Below are 22,383 nucleotides of genomic sequence, written 5' to 3'. Positions count from 1 at the left end.
TTTACGAGTGTTATTCCAAATCCTGAAAGTGTCATGCCGAACTTGTTTCGGCATCTCTTCAGAGAAGGCTTGTTTCAGAATCTCAAAATTAATAAAATATTCCATCATGAAGAAGGATAAGCAATGCTATGTGTATATTCTCACGAATAAATTCAATAAAGTGCTTTACATGGGAGTAACAAACGACCTTATCCGTAGAATGTTTGAACATAAAAATAAGCTGATAGAAGGATGAAAAAATTTATAATAATTGCTTTAACTACAACATTAATTATATCAGCTGTATTCTTAAACATTGAACTTGGAAAAAAAAAGACTTTTGGAAAGTCTCCTGAGGTCTTTCTTTATCTTCCATCAGGAAAGTATCTTGATTTTATTTCAGTTGGTTACAATTCCTTTTTTGGTGACCTACTCCTTGCCCAAGCTCTGATTTATTTCGGAAGGCATTACTATGAACAGGAGAGGCAATTCTCATATCCCTGGCTTTATCATCTTTTCGATGTAGTAACTGATATGGATCCCCATAACAAAGAAGCTTTTCTGATGGGAGGGAGACTTACAGCGCTTGTTGATGTAGAAAAATCAGCCACATTACTCCTAAAAGGAATGAAACATCACCCCAATTACTGGAAATTTCCCCATTTAATTGGCTACAACTACTTCTATTATCTTGATGACTACTACAACGCAGCCAAATATTACGAGATTGCCAGCAAAATGCCAGGACATCCTCCTTATGTTCCATCTCTCTCAGGAAAATTTTACAGAGATGTGGGAAAATTCGAAGAAGCTATAAGAGTCTTAAAAAATTTCTACGAGTCAACTGAGGATGAAAGACTCAGGCGCGATTTCAAAGAAGATATCGAAAGAATCCAGGAATTAATCGAAGAGACAAAGGATAAAATAAAAGTATTTGTAGAAAAAGTATACGATGGAGATACAATTGGAATTATATTAAATGGAAAAGATGAAAAGCTTCGATTAATAGGAGTTAACTCTCCTGAAATATTCGATGAAAAAGAAGAAGTCTCTTTGATGGGAAAGATTGCAGAGGAATTCACAGCTTTCCACCTACAGAACAAAAACATTTACATAAAACTTGGAAAAGAAAAAAGGGATTCCTATGATAGGCTCCTTGCATATGTATGGCTGGAGAACCTCACATTCTTTAACGAATTCATCATAGAACAGGGATATGCAAATGCATTTACAAAATATCCCTTTAACATTGAATACAAGAAAAATTTTATCGATGCAGAAAAAAAAGCAAAGGAAGAAAAAAGAGGATTATGGGGTTTTGAAGATGTGGTTACTTTGAAACCACAGGATTCAGTGTTTCTCCTGGGAAGAATAGTAAAGATGAAATACAGGTGTCACAAAGTTTCTAAACATGGATACATTACTTACTTATATTCAGACCCTTCTTACAGGGCAAAATTCCAGGCAGTAATTTTTGAAGATGACTTTATTCATTTCATGGAGGATTTTTTGAAAAGCCTTGAAGGAAAAAACATTAAAGTTCATGGCTTTCTAAAATTCTATAAAAATATCCCTCAAATCAGAGTCTTTTATCCTAGTCAGATAGAAATAGAGGATTAGATAGAACTGTGAGTAGGGCAAAGCTTTAGCTTTGCATAATCAAGAAAAAGTCAAAAAAAAGGGGACAGGCTACTTATTTAAGTGTTGATTAAAACTTTAGATGATTTCTATATGATTAAATAAGAAGCCTGCCCCTTTTTTACGGATTCAATGATAATAAATCCTTCTCCCTCTTCTTTTGATAAAAGCCCTTATTGCAAGGAAACCGAAAAGAAATCCCCCTATATGGGCAAACCAGGCCACCTCTCCTCCCATTCCTGCATAGAGAACCTGCATGAAAAACCAGAAAAGTAGAAAAAAGGCTGCTGGAATATCAACCACCCTGATTAAAAAAAATAAAAAAACCAGAGTTCTTATTCTTGCATATGGAAAAAGCACAAGATAGGCCCCAAGAACCCCTGCTATCGCTCCTGAAGCACCGATTAATGGATATTTTGAATTGGGGTTAGAAATTACATGGGAGAAAGTAGCTACCAATCCTGCCAGGACATAGAACAGGATAAATTTTAAAGTGCCAAGAAAATCCTCTACATTATTTCCAAATACCCAGAGATAGAGCATGTTACCTATAATGTGAAAAAATCCTCCGTGCATGAACATCGATGTAAAAAGGGTTGTTAAAGGAATAATGTCCTGCCTGAAATGGAGGGTTTTAAAATGAGTGAATTCATAAGGAATCGCGCCTAACCTCAGTACATAATAATTCAGCCCCTCAGGAGATAATAATTGATATAAAAAAATTAGAATATTTAAAGCGATAAATGTTACAGTAATAAATGGAAAAGACCGTGTCGGGTTTTCATCTTTTAAAGGTATTAACATTAACTTTTTTATTTAACCTAATGTCGTGTCACTTAAATACTTTTTGTGATTTTGATGTAACACGACACTTTCCCTCTGGGAGAAAGATCTCCTTAGACGCTTCGCTGAGCACCTCCCATACATTGAGAAGTTCCTTCCCCATACCCCTTCAGTGTGCTTTATGAGAAATTGTTTGTTTGTAAAGAAATTTATGTAACAGCACACTAAGTTTTAAGTTAATGGTTTAATCGAGGAACTCAATTTGTATTAATTTATCGGGTTACAGCCCTCATCTGTTCCAAAAGCTTTTCTTTTTCGAGCTTTCTTTCCCTAACTTCATTATGTTTTCTTAGATAATCCTCAGCTATTTGTTTGTATTTCTTTTCATTCTTTATATCAACTTTTGCCAGCTCTCTATAAAGAAGACCTGCCCATGCGTTAGGATCTGGATAATCAGGGGCTAATTCAATTGATTTTTCCAATGCCTTTATCCCCTTCTCAATAATTGCTCTTCTCTCTTCATTTATTTCATTGGGCATAACCCTGTAACTCATCGCCCAGCAAGTTACCCCAAGGGAATAAAAAGCTTCAGCATTGTTCGGATCAAGGGCAACTCTTTTCTCATGAATTTCAATTGATTTTCTCATATAATCTTTTGCTTTTTCTAAATCTGTTAATACATTGATTTTATTGCTATAAAAACTTGCAAGATAAGAGTATCCTTCTGGGTTTGAAGGGTCCAGTTCGATTCTCTTTAAATACATCTTCACTGCCTGGTCATCTTTATCGTATTTGTTATAAAATTCTGCAACCACATAATAATTGTTAGAATTTTTAGGATCCAACTCAAGAATTTTTTTGTAGTATTTTTCTGCCTGCTCAAAATTTCTCAACCTATCATATATATCCCCTAAATTATAAAAAACATCTTTATTATTTGGGTCTAACTCTAAAACTCTATTAAAATGTTCAATCGCTTTTTCAGCTTTCTTTTTATTATCTTCACTCTCTATTCCAGGTTTAAAAAGAAGTTGATAACAAGAACCAAGATAAAAATGGGCAGAGGCTAAATTTGGAGCATATTTCATCGTTTCCTCATATTCTTCAATGGCTTTTTTATAATTCTGGTCAGAATATAATTTGTTTGCTTTTTTAAAATGATAATTTGCTTTTAAATTATTAATACTCAACTTCTGGCAACTTATGAAAAATATAAAAAGAATTATCACTCCTGCTGAAATTAAATATTCTCTCTTCATAAAAACCTCCTTCACATTTTCTATTATCTTATAAATTAATATCTTGATCAAGTCAAGAACTAATAACACACCCAGAGCACGCCGAACTTGACAATATGTAGGTTTTAGGTTATTTTGTGGTTTCCTAAATGGCTCGGGAATCAAGAAAACAGTTCTACAAGAGAATAAGATGTGAATTATACGAGGATGGAAAACAAACCTCTTCCGCCTTTGAAAATGCCTTAAAGCAATTTGAAAGAGCTGCAAATATTTTAGAATTAAATGAAAATCAGATTGCAATGATAAAAGAGCCCAGAAGAATTGTTGAAGTTAACCTCCCTGTCAGAATGGATGACAATTCAATAAAGATTTTTAAAGGATATCGAGTACAACACAATGTGGCAAGAGGACCAGCAAAAGGAGGTGTGAGATACCATCCGGATGTTAACCTGGAAGAGGTAAAAGCTCTGGCTTTCTGGATGACATACAAATGCGCTGTTGTCAACATCCCGATGGGAGGAGCCAAAGGAGGAGTAGTAGTTGACCCAAAAAAATTATCAGAGGCAGAATTAGAAAGATTATCAAGAAGATACTTCGCAGATATGATTGAACTATTTGGTCCTGACAAAGATGTTCCTGCGCCTGACGTAAACACAAACCCCCAGATAATGGGATGGTACATGGATACCTATTCAATGCACTTCAGAGAATACATTCCAGGGGTTGTAACAGGGAAACCCCTTGAAATAGGAGGTTCTGAGGGAAGGATTGAAGCCACTGCATGGGGAATATTATTCACCATAAAAAAAGCTTTAGAGTATTTAAAAATGGATTTAAGAAAATCAACTGTTGCAATTCAGGGGTTTGGAAATGTCGGTTCAAACACAGCAAAGCTTCTATCCAAGGAAGGATGTAAAATAATTACAATTTCTGACATAAACGGAGCTTTTTACAATGAGAATGGATTGGATATAGAGGCTGTAGTGAAGTATGCAGTAGAGAAAGGTTCTTTAAAAGATCTGGAGAAATTTTTAAAGGTAAAAAAATTGAAAAATCCCATGGATCTTTTAGAGCTTAAAGTTGATATCCTCATTCCAGCGGCCCTGGAGAATCAGATAACAGAAAAAAATGCAGAAAGAATCAAAGCAAAAATTATTGCCGAAGGAGCCAATGGACCAACAACCGTAGAAGCAGATGATATTCTAAGCAGGAAAGGAATTTTTATCATACCAGATATATTATGCAACGCAGGCGGCGTGACGGTATCCTATCTTGAATGGGTTCAGAATAGAATGGGATATTACTGGTCAGAAGAAAAAGTTATTGAAGATTTAAAAAGAATAATGGATCAGGCGTTTAATAATGTCCTAAAAACATCTTTAGATTTAAAAGTCAGCATGAGAGTAGCCGCATACATAGTGGCAATAAAAAGAGTGATAAAGACATCGGAAATAAGAGGCTTATATGCCTAAAATTAAATTTTTATATACAAGGAGGATTTATTATGAATAAAAACAAAGAGTCTCTTAATCCATTTGCGGTGGCTCAAGCCCAATTGGATGAGGCTGCAAAAATCATTAAGTTGGATCCTGGGGTGCATGCGATGCTACGCGAACCTATGCGAGAACTTCATGTTTCCATCCCCATTAAGATGGATGATGGAACAGTAAAAGTTTTCAGAGGATTCCGAGTCCAATACAATGATGCCAAAGGACCAACTAAAGGTGGAATTCGATTCCATCCTGATGAAACCATCGATACAGTTAAGGCTTTGGCTGCATGGATGACCTGGAAAACAGCCATGGTAGACCTCCCTTATGGAGGAGGAAAAGGAGGGGTTATTTGTAATCCAAAAGAAATGTCAGAAGGCGAATTGGAAAGATTAAGTCGGGGTTATATTCGTGCCATTGGAACATTTATTGGTCCAGAAAAAGATATACCTGCACCTGATGTTTATACTAATCCTCAAATTATGGCTTGGATGATGGATGAATACAGCAAAATTGTTGGACATAGTGCTCCTGGAGTAATTACAGGAAAACCTGTTGCTTTAGGAGGATCAGCTGGAAGAGGCGATGCTACTGCAAGAGGAGGAATGTATACTGTTAGAGAGGCTGCCAAAGTTTTAGGTCTTGATTTAAAAAAAGCAACTGTTGCGATTCAAGGATATGGTAATGCTGGATATTATGCAGCAAAATTAGTAGAAGAAATGTTCGGTTCTAAAGTAGTCGCTGTAAGTGATTCAAAAGGGGGAATCTTCAATCCAGATGGTCTTGATCCCGAAGAAGTAAATAACTTTAAGAAAAAAACAGGCTCAGTTATCAATTTCCCAAAAACAAAACCAATATCAAATGAAGCGATTCTTGAATTAGATGTGGATATACTCTTCCCTGCAGCGCTTGAAAATCAAATAACAGGGGGAAATGCTCCTAATGTAAAAGCCAAAATTTCTGCTGAATTAGCAAATGGCCCTACAACTCCTGATGCTGATGAAATTCTATATAAAAAAGGTGTATTTGTAATTCCTGACTTTCTATGTAATGCTGGAGGAGTAACAGTTTCTTACTTTGAATGGGTTCAAAATTTATACGGATATTATTGGACTGAGGAAGAAGTTCACGAGAAATTAGACAAAAAAATGACAAAAGCCTTCCATGATACTCTCGAAACATCTAAAAAATATAAAGTGCACCATAGAATGGCAGCATATGTAGTGGCAATAGAAAGAGTTGCAGAGGCAATGAAGTTAAGAGGCTGGGTCTAAAAAATAGATTAATACAAACGCAAAAAGTTTTATTACATTCTCAGTATGATCCCTCACCCCCGTATCAAGTATGGGGCAAGCTTTAATCCTCTCCCCAACTTCATAAATTTCCGCTTAAGAGAATTCTTTTAGAAAAAGAGGAAACTTATAGAATTTTGTTGCCCCGAATAATATGGTTTAAATTTATTAAATTGACAATTTACTGAAATCAGCGAATAATTATAGTGTATAAATATTAAACAATAATTAATGAAATGAGAACAGAAAAGGATAGATATAGAGCTCTTGAAAAGTCTTTCATTATTCTATTTCTATTTCTATCTCTAACTCCATTACTTACGATTTCTTTAGTTTCCTACTACAGTTTTAGAAATTCTCTCCATAATATTATTTCCACTCATCTTTTTGAAATAGCTAAAAATAAAGGTATCGCAATACAGAAATGGCTGTTCGAACGCCATGCTGATGCTGAAGTCTTTGCCCGCTCATCTGAAGTAATAAAATTTTTTAATGATATAAAAAATCCATATCCCAACATAGATATTAACCAAAAAAACTATGTTAATCTAAAAGCACATCTTCAATTTGTAAAAAACAAATATGGTTGTTACAATGAAATTTTTATATTAAATAGAAAGGGGCAGATGCTTATCACTACTGGAAAAACTAAAGATATTATTGGAGAAATAAATTATTTTCATGAAGTCTTAAATGGAAAAACTTTCAATACAAATGTTTACTCATCCCCAAGCATTAATAAACCAACTATGATTGTTGCAACACCGATTAGAAATTTTAAAAATGAAATAATGGGTGTATTAGCTGAAAGAATCAAATTAGAGTCTATTCACAAATTAATGCAAGACATTGAAATAGGTAAAACTGGTGAGAGTTATTTGGTTAACAAAGATGGATTTTTTCTTACCGAATCAAAATTTGAACCAGGCTATATTTTAAAAAAGAAAATATCAACTAAAGGAACCCAAGAATGCAAAAAAGGTAGATCCGGTGTGGGTGAGTATGTTGATTATAGAAATAAAATTGTTTTAGGAGCTTACTACTGGATACCTAACATGGAATGGTGTCTGATGGTTGAGCAGGATAGATCAGAAGCATTCAAGACAATTTACCACTTAAGAAATATATTTTTACTAATTAATTTTATAACAATTGTGGCTATTATTAACTTTACCATATTTGTTTCAAAAAGAATTGTTAAGATGTTGAGGCGACATGATCAGGAGATCAAAAAGCAACAGGAAAAGCTTATAAGGTCAGAGAAATTAGCGGCAGTGGGACAATTGGCTGCAGGGGTAGCCCATGAAATAAATAATCCCCTCAGCGGAATCTCAAATTGTTTGAAATTGATTTCCACAAAGATTAACAAGTCTAACCCCAAACCAAAAGATTATATTGATTCGATTAAGTATTTGAAAGCTTCTGAGCAAGAATTAAATCGATGCATAAAAATTGTCCGTGATTTTCTCGCATTTTCAAGACCTCCCAAGATTAATCCTGCCCTAATGGATGTTAATACAGTTATACAAGAATTAATCGCTCTTATTGAACCTCAGGCTTCGATTCAGAATATCATTATATTTAAAGAATTAGAACATAATCTACCTCAAATATTTGCTGATGCTCATCAAATTCATCAAGCTTTAATGAATATAATTTTAAACTCTATGGAAGCTATGCCGAAAGGAGGAGAATTAAAGATTTTTTCTAAGTATAATCAAAAAAGAAATACCATTGAAATTGGAATTGTTGATACAGGATATGGAATCCCCCAAGAGAATTTACCCTACCTTTTTGACCCCTTTTTCAGTTCTAAGCCCCAAGGAAAAGGAACAGGTTTAGGATTATCGGTTGTCTACGGAATCATAGATGAGCACGATGGGAGTATTGAAGTCCAGAGTGAAGTAAATAAAGGAACAACCTTTATTATTAAACTACCTCTCAAGAGAGAAAATATAAATGAATAAAAAGGTTAATATATTAATTGCAGATGATGAAGCTATCATGCGAAACACCATGTCAGATTGGTTAAAAGAAAAGGGATACAATGTTATTGTTGCAGCAAATGGAAAAGATGCCATTGAAAAAATCAGATTAGAATCCTTCAATGTAGCCTTTATAGACCTTAAGATGCCTGGAAAAGATGGCCTTGAAGTTCTCCAGGCTATCAAAAAAATAAATCCAGGGGTGGCAGTAATAATTATGACAGCCTATGCCACAATAGAAACAGCCATAAAAGCTATGAGGGAAGGAGCATATAATTATTTAATTAAACCATTTTCCTTAGACGAAATTGAGTTGACAGTAAAAACAATAGTTAAATATCAACAATTAGAAGCTGAAAATATTCAGTTACGACAACAGTTAGAAGATAGGTATAGTCTAAAAAATATTGTTGGAAAAAGTCATCAGATGAAGAAAATTTTAGAGTTAGTTGAAAATATAGCTGATAGCAACGCTACTGTGCTGATTCAAGGAGCGAGTGGCACTGGGAAAGAGGTAATTGCAAGAGCAATTCACCAAAAAAGCCAGCGCTGGAATAAACCTTTTATCGCAGCCAATTGTGCAGCTATCCCAAGAGAACTCCTGGAAAGTGAATTGTTTGGCCATGAGAAAGGGGCTTTTACAGGGGCTATTTATACAAAAAAAGGACGTTTTGAGCTCGCCAATGGTGGAACATTATTTCTTGACGAAATAGGTGATATGAGTCTTGAGACACAAATACATCTGTTAAGGGTTCTACAAGAAAGAGAATTTAGAAGAGTTGGTGGCTCAGAATTAATAAAAATAGATATTCGCATTATTACCTCGAGTAATAAAAATTTAGAAGAAGCAGTAAAAAATGGCACTTTCAGAGAAGATTTATTTTATCGTTTAAATGTTATTCCCATATACCTCCCTGAATTGAAAGAAAGAAAAGAAGATATACCTCTTCTTGTCGATCATTTCTTGACTAAATATAGTCTTGAATCGGGTAGAGATAAAAAGTCGATATCTCCTGCTGCAATGAATTTACTAATGGAATATGAATGGCCAGGGAATATCCGAGAATTAGAAAATATGATTGAGAGATTGGTTATCTTATGCAAGGATAAAATTATTAAACCCGAAGATCTTCCTCCGACAATAATTGAAAAAACAAAAATGGAATCTAATATGCCCTCTTTAAAAAAATCATTAAACGAAATTGAAAAAGATTATATATCCAATATTTTAAATGAAAATAACTGGAATATCAGCAAAAGTGCGAGGATTTTAGGGGTAGAAAGATTAACTCTTTACAATAAAATTAAAAAATATAAATTAAAAAAATAAAATATGTATAATAATTATACAGTTATTATCAGAACAACTAATCTTTAAAGATCCACACCTTTACTCATTCCACTTCTACTAATTCAAACGCATTTAATTCTGATGCATTCCCGTCCCCTTAGAGCCTTAGTCAATTTGAAACAGACTCTTCTTTTTCCATAATTTGTACTCTTCTTTTTAGAAGAATAGATTTAATGTATAAATATTAAACATATTTAATACAAATCAACTTCTCTTAATAATTCTATAAATCCCTATCAAAAAATTTTATTAATTACAAATCCTTAAAATTCAATCAATTACAATATTTTAATTTAACTTATTTTGTCAAAATAATGATTGGCACTAAATTTGCTTTAAAAATAATGGATGGAAATAAAAATGAAGTGCCCTTTCTATGAAGAAACAGTGATGAGATATTGCAAGGTATTTGAGAAAAAAATAATTGTTCCCAGTCGATCAGAAAAAGAGAGATATTGCACCTGTAAAGATTATCTTAAATGTGAAGTTTATCAAGAACATATTCAAATAAAAAAAGAGGAATTGAGAAATAAAAAATGAATATATGCCCCCTTGATGCCAAAATTTCTCTGATAAGAAAAGGCGTCTTTCAATGGCTGTTTTCCAGGTCATCTAAGCAGCTAAAGATCCTTTTAATCAGGAAGGCACTGAGGGGGCTTTCTTTTTTAATAATACAAACACATTTAATTCTGATGCATTACTGGCCCCTTACCATCCCTCTCCCCTCTGGGAAGAGGATTGAGGTGAGAGCAAATCAAGTAAGATGTAACAAAGATTCATGCGTTAAATTATTTAAATGAGTATGACTATAAAAATGATGTTTGATAATGCCTTGAGTTTCTGTGTGGAAAAGACAAAGCAGGGCAGAAATCTGATTCTGACGTCACTTCACCAGGGAGATAAAAAAACTCATAGTTCATTCAGATATGCTTTAGCCAAACAAATAGTTTCCTATTTGAATAATACTGTTAACAGTTGTATTAAGGCTGCTTATATTTATGGCACTGTTTTAGAGGACAGAGCATCATTTACATCAGATATTGACATGATAATCCATATAAATAATGGAAAAGAAAAACTCCAGCAAGCCATAAAAAAATTGGATAAAAAAATGTTAGAGCACTATAAAAATTTCATGGGCGATAGATGCGAAGAAATGGGCCACTTTTTAGATATTCATATTGTTAATGACAGAGAGATTATAGAAAGGAAAGGCTATGGAGCAATGGTAACTTCTATAGAAACTCCTCCTATAAAAATTTGGACTCGGGAAGGATAATTAAATGCAAATCAAAATAAAAAAAGAGGAGAAAGACTATCTTTTTTATTTAATATTTCAGGATTAATAACTTTACAAATATTTTTAGGAGGCACTCATAATGGAAGTTAATTTAAAAGAATGTAAATCGATTCTAAAAAAATATAAAAATGAAAAAAGTCTTTTAATTGCGATATTGCAGGATGTTCAAGACCAATATAAATATCTCCCCCAAGAAGCTTTGATTGAGATTTCAAACCAACTCAAAATCCCACTCATAAATATATACCAAATTGCTACATTTTATCGCTGGTTCAGACTTCATCCGATTGGGAAATATCATGTTACAGTGTGTCTTGGCACAGCCTGTCACGTTCGAGGAGCCCTTGGAGTATTAGAGGAATTTGAAAGAAGACTGCAGATAAAATCAGGTGAAATAGCAAATGATATGATGTTCTCTCTTGAATCTGTTAACTGTGTTGGCGCATGTGCATTGGGTCCCATTGTTATTGTAAACAATGATTACCATGGACAGATGACCAAATCGAAGGTCAATCCTTTGATTAAAAAATTGAGGGGAGCTTGAAAATGAGGAAGATAAAAAATTTTGAAGATCTTGAGAAATTAAGAAAAAGAATAATGAATAAAAGAAATTCACTCAAACAGACTATTACTATATGCAATGGAACTGGCTGTCACGCTTATGGCTGTGAAAAAGTTACAGAAGCTTTTAAAGAGAGGGCAAAGGAGATGAATCTTGATGTTGACATAAGAGCCACTGGATGTCATGGATTTTGTGAAAGAGGTCCAATATTAGTAATTCAGCCAGATGGAGTATTCTACCAAAGAGTTAAAAGTGAAGATGTAGATGAAATACTCTCAAAAACAATTAAAAATAAAGAAATTGTAGAGCATTTATTGTATGAAGATCCTTTAACAAAAGAAAAAATAATCTATGATGACAAAGTTCCCTTCTATCAAAAACAGAAAAGAATCATTTTTGGAAACAACGGATTTATTGATCCAACTAAGATCGAAGACTACATCGCAATCAACGGTTATGAAGCATTTAAGAAAGCTTTGCAAATGATGAATCAGGATGAAATCATAGAAGAAATTAAGAAGTCAGGATTAAGAGGAAGGGGCGGAGCTGGGTTTTTAACAGGGAAAAAATGGGAGATTTGCAAAAAAAACAGCAATGGCAATACCAAATACCTGATCTGCAATTGTGATGAAGGAGACCCTGGGGCTTATATGGACCGAAGTCTTTTAGAAGGCAACCCTCATAGTGTAATTGAAGGAATGTTGATAGGAGCTTATGCAATCGGAGCAAAAGAAGGATTCATTTATGTAAGACATGAATATCCTTTAGCAGTAAAAAACGCCACTCTTGCAATTGCTCAGGCTAAAAAATATGGCTTTTTGGGCGAAAGTATTATGGGAACGGGTTTTAATTTCGACATAAAAATAGTAAGAGGAGCTGGCGCTTTTGTAAGTGGAGAAGAAACTGCTCTCATTTCCTCTATTGAAGGAAGAATAGGAGAGCCGAGACAAAGACCTCCGTATCCGGCAATAAAGGGATTATGGGGGAAACCTACAAATATAAACAATGTTGAAACCTGGGCAAATGTTCCGTTCATTATAATTAACGGCTCAAACTGGTATTCCAAAATAGGCACAGAAACCTCTAAGGGCACTAAAATATTTTCCTTAGTTGGGAAGATAAATAATACAGGGTTAGTGGAAGTTCCAATGGGAATCACATTACAAGAAATAATATATGACATTGGAGGAGGAATTCCAGGTGGGAAAAAATTTAAAGCAGTCCAAACAGGAGGACCTTCTGGAGGATGCATACCCAGTGAATTGCTCAATCTTCCAATTGACTTTGAAAAATTAACCGAAGCAGGTTCAATGATGGGTTCGGGTGGAATGATTGTAATGGATGAGAATACATGTATGGTTGATGTTGCTAAATATTTCATGAATTTTCTTCGAGATGAATCTTGCGGAAAATGTCTTTCCTGTAGAGAAGGAACTCAGAGAATGTGGGAAATTTTGGATAAAATAACGGAAGGGAAAGGAACCGAAGAGGATTTGGAATTATTGGAGGAATTGTCAGAGATAGTAAAAGATGCTTCCATGTGTGGGCTTGGTCAAACAGCTCCAAATCCTGTACTGAGTACACTTCGTTATTTCAGAGAAGAATACCAAGCTCATATTATAGATAAAAAATGTCCTGCGGGTGTTTGTAAACCTTTGATTCGTTATTACATAGATAAAGATATTTGTGTTTTGCAAGGTCATGGATGTGGAGTATGCCAAAGAAACTGCCCTGAAGAGGCAATCTCTGGAGAGAAAAAGGTTGCCCATGAGATTGACCGATTAAAGTGCATAAAATGTGGAATCTGTATGGAAGTATGTAAATTTGATGCCGTATACATTGAGTAAGAGGGAGAAATGCCATTAATTAGAATAGATGGAATTGATCAGGAAGTAGATAAAGGAGCAACAATTTTAGAGGCAGCAAATTTCTTAGGAATTGAAATTCCTACCTTATGTTATTATGAAGGACTCACGCCTTATGGTGGATGTAGACTATGTCTTGTTGAAATTCAAGAAAACAATAAATCAAAACTTGTTTCCTCATGCACTTACCCAGCTGAAGATGGATTGAACATAAGAACTAATTCAAAAAGAGTTATTAGAGCACGAAAAATGATGATTGAATTGTTACTTTCAATCTGTTCCACTTCAAAAACAATACAGGATTTAGCCTCTAAATTTGGAGTTACAAAAGTCAGATTTAAGATTCGCAATGATGATTGTACTCTCTGCGGACTGTGCGTAAGAATATGCGCTGAACAGATGGATGCAAAGGCAATCGGCTTTGTTCAGAGAGGGTATAATCGTAGAATAACAACTCCTTTTGACATGAAATCTGAAGTTTGCAGAAGATGTGGCGCCTGCATGTATATCTGTCCTGCATGTCAGATGAGATGCTTAGGAACCGAACTTGAAGAGGATGTCTGTGGTTCATGTTTAACTATATCCCCAACCTGCACTGACTATTATGAAGATTTGATGTGTTTCATGGGTCCTACTGGAGATTGCGGAACCTGTGTAAGGGAAACACCTGAAAAGTTAAGAAAATGAGTTTTTTAAAAGGACTTACATTCTATACATAGATTTTATTAAAAATTTAAAAATGAAAATTAATTAGGAGGAAAAATGTCATTATCAAGAATTAATGCTACAGCAGCAACATTAACAAAGAATAGAACAGAAGGTTCTATAGTATCTATAAGCGGAATGTGCGTTACCTGTGTCGATGGATGCATCGGAATGTGCGAAATTGGAAAATCAGCTTACAGAGGTCCTGAAGTAATATACCCTCAGCCATTCGGTATAATTACAACAGCATCAGAAAAAATTTATCCTGTTGATTACTCTCATTTTACAATTCTGGGGACTGTTATTGGTGCCCATGGAATCGAAGCTGACAGTGATAGAGCAATTTTTCCGAACGTAAACCTGGAAAGGAAAATTGGAAAAGATAAAAAAATAAAGGTTAAGCTTCCTGTAATTATTCCTGGCCTTGGCTCAACTGCAGTGGCCAAAAACAACTGGGAAGGACTTGCCATAGGAGCAGCATTAGCGGGAATTCCTCTTACTATTGGCGAAAACGTTACAGGAATGGATGATAATTCAAAGATTGAGAATGGAAAAGTAGTAGAAGCGCCAGAGCTTTCATGGAGAATTAAATTATATAAAGAGTGGCAGCAAAACGGATATGGAGCAATAATTGTTCAGGCAAATGTTGAGGATACTCGGCTTGGAGTTCATGAATATGTAATTCAGAAACTTGGGGTCGAGGCAGTGGAATTAAAATGGGGCCAGGGTGCGAAAGATATCGGAGGAGAAGTAAAGATAAAAAACCTTCAAAAAGCCCAGCTTCTTAAAAAAAGAGGATATGTTGTTCTCCCTGACCCTGAAGACCCAACAGTTATAGAAGCATTTAACAAGGGGGTTTTTAAAGAATTTGAAAGACATTCAAGGGTTGGTATGGTTACTGAAGAGGGATTTCTTTCAAGAGTAGAGGAATTGAGAAAAGCAGGAGCAAAATATGTATTTCTTAAGACAGGAGCATACCGCCCTTCTGATTTAGCAAGAGCTATAAAATTTGCATCAAAAGCAAAAGTTGACCTTCTAACCGTGGATGGAGCTGGTGGCGGGACAGGAATGAGCCCATGGAGGATGATGAACGAATGGGGAGTTCCAGTTGTTGAATTGCATTCATTACTCTATTCATATGCAGATAAGCTTGCTAAAAAAGGAGAGTATGTTCCTGATTTAGGGGTTGCTGGAGGATTTATTCTCGAAGACCAAATTTATAAAGGATTGGCTCTTGGAGCTCCTTATTTTAAATTAGTTGGTATGGCAAGAGGACCTTTGGCAGCAGCAATGGTTGGAAAGACAATAGGAAAGAGAATCATTGAGGGAGATATTCCAGTTTATGTAGAAAGATTTGGAGAAACTGCAGAAGAAATATTTGTAACTGCTCCTGAACTTAAAAAAGAACTGGGAAAGGATTTTGATAAGGTCCCGACTGGAGCATTAGGTCTCTACACTTATTTAAAAAGAATAGAACAGGGACTAAAACAGCTTATGGCAGGAAACAGAAAATTCTCTCTGAATTACATAACAAGAGATGACATAGCAGCTATAACAAAGGAAGCAGCAGAGATAAGTGGAATTTCTTATATAATGGATACAGACAAAGAAGAAGTAGAAAAAATCCTCAACAGTTGATGCTACCTCAATTTAAATTTAGTCATATTAAAAAAAGCAATATTTCTGAAAAATGAATTGACGAATTTGATGATTTGCTTTAATATTTGAGTTTCATAATGAATGCATATTTTATTTTCTTTTCAGGATGGCTTGTTCCAGGATTGGGGCATTTAATCCAGAAAAAATATGTAAGAGCAGTTATTTTCTTTTTATGTATAGTTTCTATGTTCTTACTCGGCCTCACAATGGAAGGTAAATTTTTTAAATCAAAAGTTGAGAATTTGTTAGGTCTTCTTGCTTTTTTTTCTGATTTAGGGAACGGAATTTTATACATAATCTTCAGCGCAATGGGAACCGGCGAAGGAAACCAAAGGGCTGTAACATTCGATTATGGAACTGCTTACATAGCTGGTTCAGGTCTTCTAAATTACCTTGTTGCATTGAATGCATATGATATAGCAAAAGGAAAGAAAAAATGATTCTTAAAAGTCATCTTTTTACAATGATTATATACGCTGCCCTAACCTCAATAGTTCTTTCTTTAATTAGAAAAGAAGGAAGAGAACGAATAAAATTCGGAATAATCCTTTTTCTCTCTTTAATTTTAGGAGGGATAATTTTTGCCTGGATAATGTATCCATTCCCTTTTTAATGTTCCAATCAAAATTAATATACATAAGACTTATAACTGCTCTTTATGCTTCTTTAATTATTTATTCTTCTACAAAAACAAAGGCTCCGCTTGATATAACAAGATACTTCCCTGATTATCTTCTTCATTTCATTGAATACGGGATTTTGGGAGTCCTTTTATTTCTTTCTATCTCAAGAAATCCTAAGGAAAGTCTGAAAAGAAACGCTGCTGTGACAATTTTTATTTCATTTTTATTTGGAATTCTTAATGAAATCATTCAAAGTTTTGTTCCAGGCCGTGAAGCCTCAATTAAAGATATAGTATTTAATCTATTCGGATCCATTATATTTTTAAGTGCTTTATCCTATTTTCACAAAAATAAATTGTAATTAAATTAAGAGGGCAACCATCTTCTGAGCGATATATCGACGATTATTTAATTAAAAAGTAAGCTACAATAATAAATACATAAGAGTGAGCAGGAAGGGTGGCGGAGAAACCGAAGGTTCCTGAAAACCGTCACGAATAAAATTATTCTCATTTGACAATTTTTTTGTTATATTAAACTCCTTAAGTTCATGTCTCAAAAAAATTATAAAAGGTATTTAACTTACCCAACATTAATCTTATTTTTTTTGTTGTCTACTTTTCCAGTTTATTCTTTAAAAGATATCGCAATCGTTCACAACATAAGATATTTTTCAAGTGAGGACTACACAAGAGTGGTCGTGGATGTGAATAAGCCAGTAAAATTCAATGAACAGAAACTCATTGAAAAAGGTAGAACAAGAATTTATTTTGATATCCTGAATTCCAGATTGGCAAATATACCAGATAGGTTCATAATAAACAAAGGTTATCTTAAGGAAATAAGAATAGCCCAATTTAGAAGAAACATAGTAAGAGTTGTATTAGAATTCAAAGAAATCCAGAAATATAATATCTTTTCTCTTCAAAATCCATTTCGAATCATTATCGACATATTTGGAGAAGAATTTACAAGGCCATCAATTCCTTCCATCCCTTCTCCTACAGAAAAAAAAGAGTATTCCATGGCAAGACAGCTTGGCTTAGGAGTTAAAAAAATAGTTATCGATCCAGGGCATGGTGGACACGACCCTGGTGCTATTGGCTTATTTGGATTGAAAGAAAAAGAGATTGTCCTTGATATAGCACTAAAAATCAAAAAATTAATCGAAAAAAATCTTGACATTGATGTAATAATCACAAGAAACAAAGATAATTTCATTCCGCTGGAGGAAAGAACTGCAAAAGCAAACTCAGAAAAGGCGGATTTATTTATTTCAATCCATGCTAATTCCTCAAGAAATAAAAATAGAAATGGGTTTGAAATTTACACATTAAATTTTACAACTGACCCTGATGCCATAGATGTGGCTGCGAGAGAAAATGCAGTTTCAACAAAATCCATAGGAGAACTGGAAAACATCCTGAAAAAAATCATCCTTAACAGTAAACTGAGCGAATCTCAGGGATTAGCAAAAATGATACATAAAAGTATGGAGAATAACGCATTTCCTGTTCCAAAAGGATTAAAACAGGCTCCATTCTATGTGTTGATTGGAGCTGAAATGCCTTCAATTCTCGTTGAAGTTGCTTATTTAAGTAATGCAAGAGATGCAGCCCTTCTAAGAAAGCCTTCTGAAAGAGAAAAAATAGCTTCAGGAATCTATAACGGCATATTAGAATATTTAAAATCCCTCGGAAAGGTTTAAAAAATGGAAAGGAGAAAATTTTTAAACTCTATTATTGCTGGTGGGGTTGTTCTAAAATTTTTCCCCGAAATTATTCATTCTCAAACTTTGCCTGACTTGGCAGTGGTACAATCAGAATCTCCTTATATAGGAACAAAAAAAGCAATAGAAAAGATAGGGGGGATGAAGAAATTTATATCTCGAGGAGATAAGGTAATAGTAAAACCAAACATCGGATGGGATAGAATTCCTGAACAGGGAGCAAACACAAATCCAGAGGTTGTAAAAGCATTGGTTGAAATGGCATATGAAGCAGGAGCAAGAAAAGTCATGGTTCTTGACAATCCGTGCGATAACGCAAAGAAAACATACATAAGGTCAGGGATTGAGAAAGCAGCAAAAGAAGCAGGAGCTGAGGTTCCTCTTCCAAATTTGAGAAGAATAAAAAGAGTCTCAATTAATGGAGAATATTTGAAAGAATGGGATGTTCTCGTAAATTTTGTTGAAGTAGATAAAATCATTAATGTCCCTGTAGCAAAACATCACAGCTTAGCTGTTCTCACGCTCGGAATGAAAAACTGGCTCGGAGCTATCGGTGGCGAGAGGAATAGACTCCATCAACAGATTGATGGAGTAGTTAATGACCTTGCAGATTTCTTTAAGCCCAGCCTTTCAGTTATCGATGCCTGGAGAATTATGGTAAGAAATGGTCCAACTGGTGGGAGCCTTTCTGATGTCCAGATAAAGAAGACAATCATAGCAGGCAGGGATTATGTTGCAGTTGATTCCTATGGAGCTACACTCTTCGGAAAAACTTATAGAGAACTTGGATTTTTAAGAATTGCCGAGAAAAGAAAGAATGGTGAGGTAGACCTTTCAAAATTAAAAATTGAAAAATCAAAGATCTGAAAAATATATAATAATTGAGCTTTTAAGAATAATAACCCAATTCATATTCTTCTTTATTTTTTTTTATCTTATTCTTATAACAAAATATCCAGAGAAAGATGTTCTTTCTGCACCGGTAAATATATTTTTTAAATTTGACCCTTTAATACCATTAGTAAATCTGGTATCTTCTCACATTTTATTAAAAGCTTTTTATTTCTCACTGATAACATTGATGATAACAATTCTATTCGGAAGGTTTTTCTGTGGATGGATATGTCCATTAGGTTCTTTGCTCCAGCTATTTTCATTTATTTTCAGAAAAGCAAAAATATTTATACAGTTAAAGGATAAAGAGAGCAGACTCCTGTGGAAATATTATTTACTTATAGCCTTTTTGATATTTTCAATTTTCTCAGTGAATCTTTTCGGTATCATAGACCCATTCTCTCTCCTTTACAGATCATTTACAAACTCTGTATTTCCTGTAGCAGGGAAGATACTCGATTCAGTTATATTTATTTTCTACTCAATAAACATGAATCTTTTCGTTGAACTCGGTGATAGAATCTCCCAGTTCATGGAATCTTACTATATGGATTTAAATTTCGATCAGGGATTGTTTATCGGGTTGATTTTTTTGGTGATTATATTTTTGAATTCTTTAAAAGATAGATTCTGGTGCAGAGCCCTATGCCCGCTCGGTGCACTGCTGGGAATATTCGGAAATTTTTCATTTTTGAAATTAAAATTAGACCGAAGTAAATGTAATGAATGCAAATTATGTAACATTAGATGTCCAACCGAGGCAACTCCTTTTCCAGAAAACAAATGGAAAGCCTCAGAATGTATATTCTGTTTTACGTGCGCAAAAGTTTGCCCTTATTCTGGCATTACATTCCCCCTTGAATCCAAGCCTGCTCTAAACAAAACAGTTAATTTTGAGAAAAGGAAATTAATATTTACAGGAATGGCAGGTGTTGTTTTAGCTCCATTTTTCAAAATTTCATCTGCGGTAAAAAACGCTGACCCTTCGCTAATCAGACCTCCCGGAGCAGTTAAGGAGGAAGAATTTGTAAAAAAATGCATAAAATGTAGTGAGTGCATAAAAGTTTGTCCTACGAATGGATTGCACCCTTCCTTATTCGAAGGAGGTTTTGAAACTCTATGGACTCCAAAACTTGTTCCCAAAATAGGATACTGTGAGTATAACTGTTATCTCTGCTCCCAGGTATGTCCCACAGATGCGATTGAAAAAATTACAATGGAAAAGAAAAAGAAAATTCATATCGGAACAGCTTTTGTGGATAAAGACAGATGCCTTCCTTTCTCATTTGGAATAAATTGTATTGTATGTGAGGAACACTGTCCTACCTCTCCCAAGGCAATAAAAATGGTCGAAGAAGAAGTAACCACAAAGGATGGAAAAAAAATCATGAAGGTTCCGGTTGTAATCCCTGAAGAATGTATTGGATGTGGAATATGTGAATATAAGTGTCCTGTTAGAGACCTTGCAGCAATTAGAATAACAAGTGTTGGAGAAACACGCTCAGAAAAAAATGTTATGCTTCTTTAATTTATTGAGATAAAAGTTTTTTCAACTCTTCTTTTAAAAGAGGTACTACTTCAAACAAATCTCCAACAATTCCATAATCTGCTACTTTAAAAATTGGTGCTTCAGGGTCTTTATTCACTGCCACAATCACTTTAGAAGAGGACATACCGGCAAGATGCTGAATAGACCCAGAAATTCCAAAGGCCATGTATAAATCAGGAGATACAACTTTTCCTGTCTGCCCAACCTGATGTTGATGGTCTATCCATCCTGCATCCACAGCTGCTCTTGAGGCACCAACAGCGCAATTCGGGATAATTGAAGCTAATTCTTTGAGAAGGGAAAAATTTTCAGGAGTTTTCATTCCCCTTCCTCCAGATACAATGGCCTGTGCTTCTGTTATATCAAGAGCTGTTCCTCCTCCTCTTAGAATTTCGATAACCTTACTGTTTATTTCTTTTTTTAATTCATACTTTTCTTCTATTATTTCAGCATTTTTATCTCCATTAAAATCGATGGAGAAAACATTGGGCCTTAAAGTAGCAATATAAGGTTTTTTTAAGAAATTAACTAAGGCAAAAGCTTTTCCTGCGTAAATCGGCCTCTTTATATAAAGAATATCGCTTTCCCATTTTATCTCTATGCAATCTGACGCAATCGATACATTCAAATTAGCTGCAACTCTTGGAGCTAAATCCTTTCCCAAAGATGTGGCTGAAAAGAAAATTGCTTCTGGGGTTAATCTCTTCGCTAAATCTACAATTATGTCAGAATATAAAGAAGAATATTTTTCAAAAAAAGGATCATCATAAACATAAATTTTTTCACAAAATTTTTTTAAATCATTGATGGAATCTTTCAAATTATTTCCAATAATTATTGAATTAACTTCTCCTCTTTTTAATCTGATTGACTTCGACAAAACTTCGATTGAGGATTTTTTTATCCTTCCTTCCCTTTGTTCTATAAATACTAATATCATTTTATCTCCCTATTTCATTAAATTACCTTTGCTTCATTTCTTAGAAGTTCAACAAGCTTTTTCACTGCTTCCTCGGGTGTTCCGTCAATTATCCTACCCTCTTTTCTTGGAGGAGGGTAATCAATTTTCGAAATCTCAATCGACGGGCTTAAATCTTCTTCTTTAAGTCCTAACCCTTCAAGAGTAAAAATCTTGATTTCCTTCTTCTTTGCAGCCATTATTCCCTTCAAAGTTTCATATCTTGGTTCATTCAATCCTTTTTGAGCAGAAATTATTGCAGGAAGCGAAAATTCAACAACCTCTGTCGCTCCTTCAATCTCTCTGTGGACTTTTCCTTTTCCATTCTCAACCGTTAATTTAGTAACAACCGTAATCGAGGGGATAGTCAGAAATTCTCCCACCATACTGGGAATAACTGCATTATCGCTTCCAATTGCCTGTTTTCCAAAAAACAAAAGACCATAAACAGGAAACTCTTTTCTTATAAATTCAGAAATTATCTTTGCAATTCTGAATCCATCGTAAGTTTCTCCAGCTTCATCCTTTATTAAAATCGCCTCATCCACTCCCATTGCCAAAGCTTTCTTCAATACTGTGGTAACTTTTTCTTTTCCCACAGAGACTGCTGTGACCTTTCCGCCTCTTGCTTCCCTAATCCTTAAGGCTTCTTCAATGGCAAATTCATCGTAAGGGTTCAGTATAAAAGCTAAATCTTCTTCTACGATGGATTTTTTATCTTCAGATATCCTGATCCTGGTTTCTGTATCTGGAACCTGTTTTATAAATACTAAAATTTCCAAT

General features: G+C 34.5%; 21 protein-coding genes and 1 pseudogene. 18 read left to right on the top strand and 4 right to left on the bottom strand.

What is annotated here, in order from left to right:
- The first annotated feature begins 106 nt into the window (after positions 1–106).
- Positions 107–232: pseudogene (locus AB1410_07705) on the top strand (GIY-YIG nuclease family protein).
- Positions 232–1,599, top strand: coding sequence for a thermonuclease family protein (locus AB1410_07700; protein MEW6456577.1), 1,368 nt, complete (start codon positions 232–234; stop codon positions 1,597–1,599). The pseudogene AB1410_07705 and the gene AB1410_07700 overlap by 1 nt, the downstream one beginning before the upstream one ends.
- Positions 1,600–1,746: 147 nt before the next feature.
- On the opposite strand, the gene AB1410_07695 is transcribed toward AB1410_07700, so the two are convergent.
- Together AB1410_07695 and AB1410_07690 are read right to left on the bottom strand one after the other, a co-directional pair.
- Positions 1,747–2,421 carry a rhomboid family intramembrane serine protease gene (locus AB1410_07695; GenBank protein MEW6456576.1) on the bottom strand — a complete coding sequence of 225 codons (675 nt, stop codon included), beginning with the start codon at positions 2,419–2,421 and terminating at the stop codon, positions 1,747–1,749.
- Between the two features lie 251 nt (positions 2,422–2,672).
- Positions 2,673–3,659 carry a tetratricopeptide repeat protein gene (locus AB1410_07690; protein ID MEW6456575.1) on the bottom strand — a complete coding sequence of 329 codons (987 nt, stop codon included), beginning with the start codon at positions 3,657–3,659 and terminating at the stop codon, positions 2,673–2,675.
- A 128-nt stretch (positions 3,660–3,787) separates the two neighbouring features.
- Between AB1410_07690 and AB1410_07685 the strand changes: the two genes are divergently transcribed.
- From AB1410_07685 to AB1410_07610, 16 genes are all read left to right on the top strand, one after another.
- Positions 3,788–5,110, top strand: coding sequence for a Glu/Leu/Phe/Val dehydrogenase (locus tag AB1410_07685; GenBank protein ID MEW6456574.1), 1,323 nt, complete (start codon positions 3,788–3,790; stop codon positions 5,108–5,110).
- A 32-nt stretch (positions 5,111–5,142) separates the two neighbouring features.
- Positions 5,143–6,402, top strand: coding sequence for a Glu/Leu/Phe/Val dehydrogenase (locus AB1410_07680; protein MEW6456573.1), 1,260 nt, complete (start codon positions 5,143–5,145; stop codon positions 6,400–6,402).
- Between the two features lie 254 nt (positions 6,403–6,656).
- Positions 6,657–8,387 carry an ATP-binding protein gene (locus tag AB1410_07675; protein MEW6456572.1) on the top strand — a complete coding sequence of 577 codons (1,731 nt, stop codon included), beginning with the start codon at positions 6,657–6,659 and terminating at the stop codon, positions 8,385–8,387.
- Positions 8,380–9,735 (top strand): sigma-54 dependent transcriptional regulator, encoded by a 1,356-nt coding sequence (locus AB1410_07670; GenBank protein ID MEW6456571.1) that lies wholly within the window; start codon positions 8,380–8,382, stop codon positions 9,733–9,735. The genes AB1410_07675 and AB1410_07670 overlap by 8 nt, the downstream gene beginning before the upstream one ends.
- 381 nt (positions 9,736–10,116) lie before the next feature.
- Positions 10,117–10,296 carry a hypothetical protein gene (locus tag AB1410_07665; protein ID MEW6456570.1) on the top strand — a complete coding sequence of 60 codons (180 nt, stop codon included), beginning with the start codon at positions 10,117–10,119 and terminating at the stop codon, positions 10,294–10,296.
- 262 nt (positions 10,297–10,558) lie between these two features.
- A complete protein-coding gene (locus tag AB1410_07660) occupies positions 10,559–11,035 on the top strand; it encodes a hypothetical protein (GenBank protein MEW6456569.1) in 477 nt (158 codons plus the stop codon).
- Positions 11,036–11,135: 100 nt separating this feature from the next.
- On the top strand, positions 11,136–11,600 hold the full coding sequence (locus tag AB1410_07655) for an NAD(P)H-dependent oxidoreductase subunit E (GenBank protein ID MEW6456568.1): 465 nt from the start codon (positions 11,136–11,138) through the stop codon (positions 11,598–11,600).
- Positions 11,601–11,602: 2 nt separating this feature from the next.
- Positions 11,603–13,465, top strand: a complete 1,863-nt coding sequence (gene nuoF, locus AB1410_07650) for an NADH-quinone oxidoreductase subunit NuoF (GenBank protein MEW6456567.1) — start codon at positions 11,603–11,605, stop codon at positions 13,463–13,465.
- Between the two features lie 9 nt (positions 13,466–13,474).
- The gene (locus tag AB1410_07645) at positions 13,475–14,170 is read left to right on the top strand and encodes a 2Fe-2S iron-sulfur cluster-binding protein (GenBank protein ID MEW6456566.1); all 696 of its coding nucleotides are present in this window, start codon (positions 13,475–13,477) and stop codon (positions 14,168–14,170) included.
- Between the two features lie 75 nt (positions 14,171–14,245).
- Positions 14,246–15,826, top strand: coding sequence for an FMN-binding glutamate synthase family protein (locus tag AB1410_07640; protein MEW6456565.1), 1,581 nt, complete (start codon positions 14,246–14,248; stop codon positions 15,824–15,826).
- A gap of 98 nt (positions 15,827–15,924) precedes the next feature.
- Positions 15,925–16,287 (top strand): DUF6677 family protein, encoded by a 363-nt coding sequence (locus AB1410_07635; GenBank protein MEW6456564.1) that lies wholly within the window; start codon positions 15,925–15,927, stop codon positions 16,285–16,287.
- On the top strand, positions 16,284–16,460 hold the full coding sequence (locus AB1410_07630; protein ID MEW6456563.1) for a hypothetical protein: 177 nt from the start codon (positions 16,284–16,286) through the stop codon (positions 16,458–16,460). Before AB1410_07635 ends, AB1410_07630 begins: the two co-directional genes overlap by 4 nt.
- Positions 16,460–16,831, top strand: coding sequence for a VanZ family protein (locus AB1410_07625; GenBank protein ID MEW6456562.1), 372 nt, complete (start codon positions 16,460–16,462; stop codon positions 16,829–16,831). Before AB1410_07630 ends, AB1410_07625 begins: the two co-directional genes overlap by 1 nt.
- 189 nt (positions 16,832–17,020) lie before the next feature.
- Positions 17,021–18,178: an N-acetylmuramoyl-L-alanine amidase gene (locus AB1410_07620; protein ID MEW6456561.1), complete on the top strand. Its 1,158-nt coding sequence runs from the start codon at positions 17,021–17,023 to the stop codon at positions 18,176–18,178.
- A gap of 3 nt (positions 18,179–18,181) precedes the next feature.
- A complete protein-coding gene (locus tag AB1410_07615; GenBank protein ID MEW6456560.1) occupies positions 18,182–19,066 on the top strand; it encodes a DUF362 domain-containing protein in 885 nt (294 codons plus the stop codon).
- Entirely contained in the window at positions 19,047–20,621 is a 1,575-nt protein-coding gene (locus AB1410_07610; GenBank protein MEW6456559.1) for a 4Fe-4S dicluster domain-containing protein, read from the top strand. The genes AB1410_07615 and AB1410_07610 overlap by 20 nt, the downstream gene beginning before the upstream one ends.
- Before the next feature lies 1 nt (position 20,622).
- Here the strand turns inward: AB1410_07610 and AB1410_07605 are convergent, their stop codons facing one another.
- Positions 20,623–21,582, bottom strand: coding sequence for an electron transfer flavoprotein subunit alpha/FixB family protein (locus tag AB1410_07605; GenBank protein MEW6456558.1), 960 nt, complete (start codon positions 21,580–21,582; stop codon positions 20,623–20,625).
- A gap of 17 nt (positions 21,583–21,599) precedes the next feature.
- Positions 21,600–22,382, bottom strand: coding sequence for an electron transfer flavoprotein subunit beta/FixA family protein (locus AB1410_07600; GenBank protein MEW6456557.1), 783 nt, complete (start codon positions 22,380–22,382; stop codon positions 21,600–21,602).
- Position 22,383: the final 1 nt, after the last annotated feature.

Source organism: Acidobacteriota bacterium, assembly GCA_040756905.1.
In the GTDB taxonomy this organism is placed as follows: Bacteria; Acidobacteriota; Aminicenantia; order JBFLYD01; family JBFLYD01; genus JBFLYD01.
Note: the sequence above shows the minus strand (reverse complement) of the source record. Positions and strands in the feature narration are given on the sequence as shown.

Coding starts and splice junctions, on each gene's coding strand:
- AB1410_07700 (MEW6456577.1), top strand. CDS start 232: ATGAAAAAATTTATAATAATTGCTTTAACTACAACATTAATTATATCA.
- AB1410_07695 (MEW6456576.1), bottom strand. CDS start 2,421: ATGTTAATACCTTTAAAAGATGAAAACCCGACACGGTCTTTTCCATTT.
- AB1410_07690 (MEW6456575.1), bottom strand. CDS start 3,659: ATGAAGAGAGAATATTTAATTTCAGCAGGAGTGATAATTCTTTTTATA.
- AB1410_07685 (MEW6456574.1), top strand. CDS start 3,788: ATGGCTCGGGAATCAAGAAAACAGTTCTACAAGAGAATAAGATGTGAA.
- AB1410_07680 (MEW6456573.1), top strand. CDS start 5,143: ATGAATAAAAACAAAGAGTCTCTTAATCCATTTGCGGTGGCTCAAGCC.
- AB1410_07675 (MEW6456572.1), top strand. CDS start 6,657: ATGAGAACAGAAAAGGATAGATATAGAGCTCTTGAAAAGTCTTTCATT.
- AB1410_07670 (MEW6456571.1), top strand. CDS start 8,380: ATGAATAAAAAGGTTAATATATTAATTGCAGATGATGAAGCTATCATG.
- AB1410_07665 (MEW6456570.1), top strand. CDS start 10,117: ATGAAGTGCCCTTTCTATGAAGAAACAGTGATGAGATATTGCAAGGTA.
- AB1410_07660 (MEW6456569.1), top strand. CDS start 10,559: ATGACTATAAAAATGATGTTTGATAATGCCTTGAGTTTCTGTGTGGAA.
- AB1410_07655 (MEW6456568.1), top strand. CDS start 11,136: ATGGAAGTTAATTTAAAAGAATGTAAATCGATTCTAAAAAAATATAAA.
- nuoF (MEW6456567.1), top strand. CDS start 11,603: ATGAGGAAGATAAAAAATTTTGAAGATCTTGAGAAATTAAGAAAAAGA.
- AB1410_07645 (MEW6456566.1), top strand. CDS start 13,475: ATGCCATTAATTAGAATAGATGGAATTGATCAGGAAGTAGATAAAGGA.
- AB1410_07640 (MEW6456565.1), top strand. CDS start 14,246: ATGTCATTATCAAGAATTAATGCTACAGCAGCAACATTAACAAAGAAT.
- AB1410_07635 (MEW6456564.1), top strand. CDS start 15,925: ATGAATGCATATTTTATTTTCTTTTCAGGATGGCTTGTTCCAGGATTG.
- AB1410_07630 (MEW6456563.1), top strand. CDS start 16,284: ATGATTCTTAAAAGTCATCTTTTTACAATGATTATATACGCTGCCCTA.
- AB1410_07625 (MEW6456562.1), top strand. CDS start 16,460: ATGTTCCAATCAAAATTAATATACATAAGACTTATAACTGCTCTTTAT.
- AB1410_07620 (MEW6456561.1), top strand. CDS start 17,021: ATGTCTCAAAAAAATTATAAAAGGTATTTAACTTACCCAACATTAATC.
- AB1410_07615 (MEW6456560.1), top strand. CDS start 18,182: ATGGAAAGGAGAAAATTTTTAAACTCTATTATTGCTGGTGGGGTTGTT.
- AB1410_07605 (MEW6456558.1), bottom strand. CDS start 21,582: ATGATATTAGTATTTATAGAACAAAGGGAAGGAAGGATAAAAAAATCC.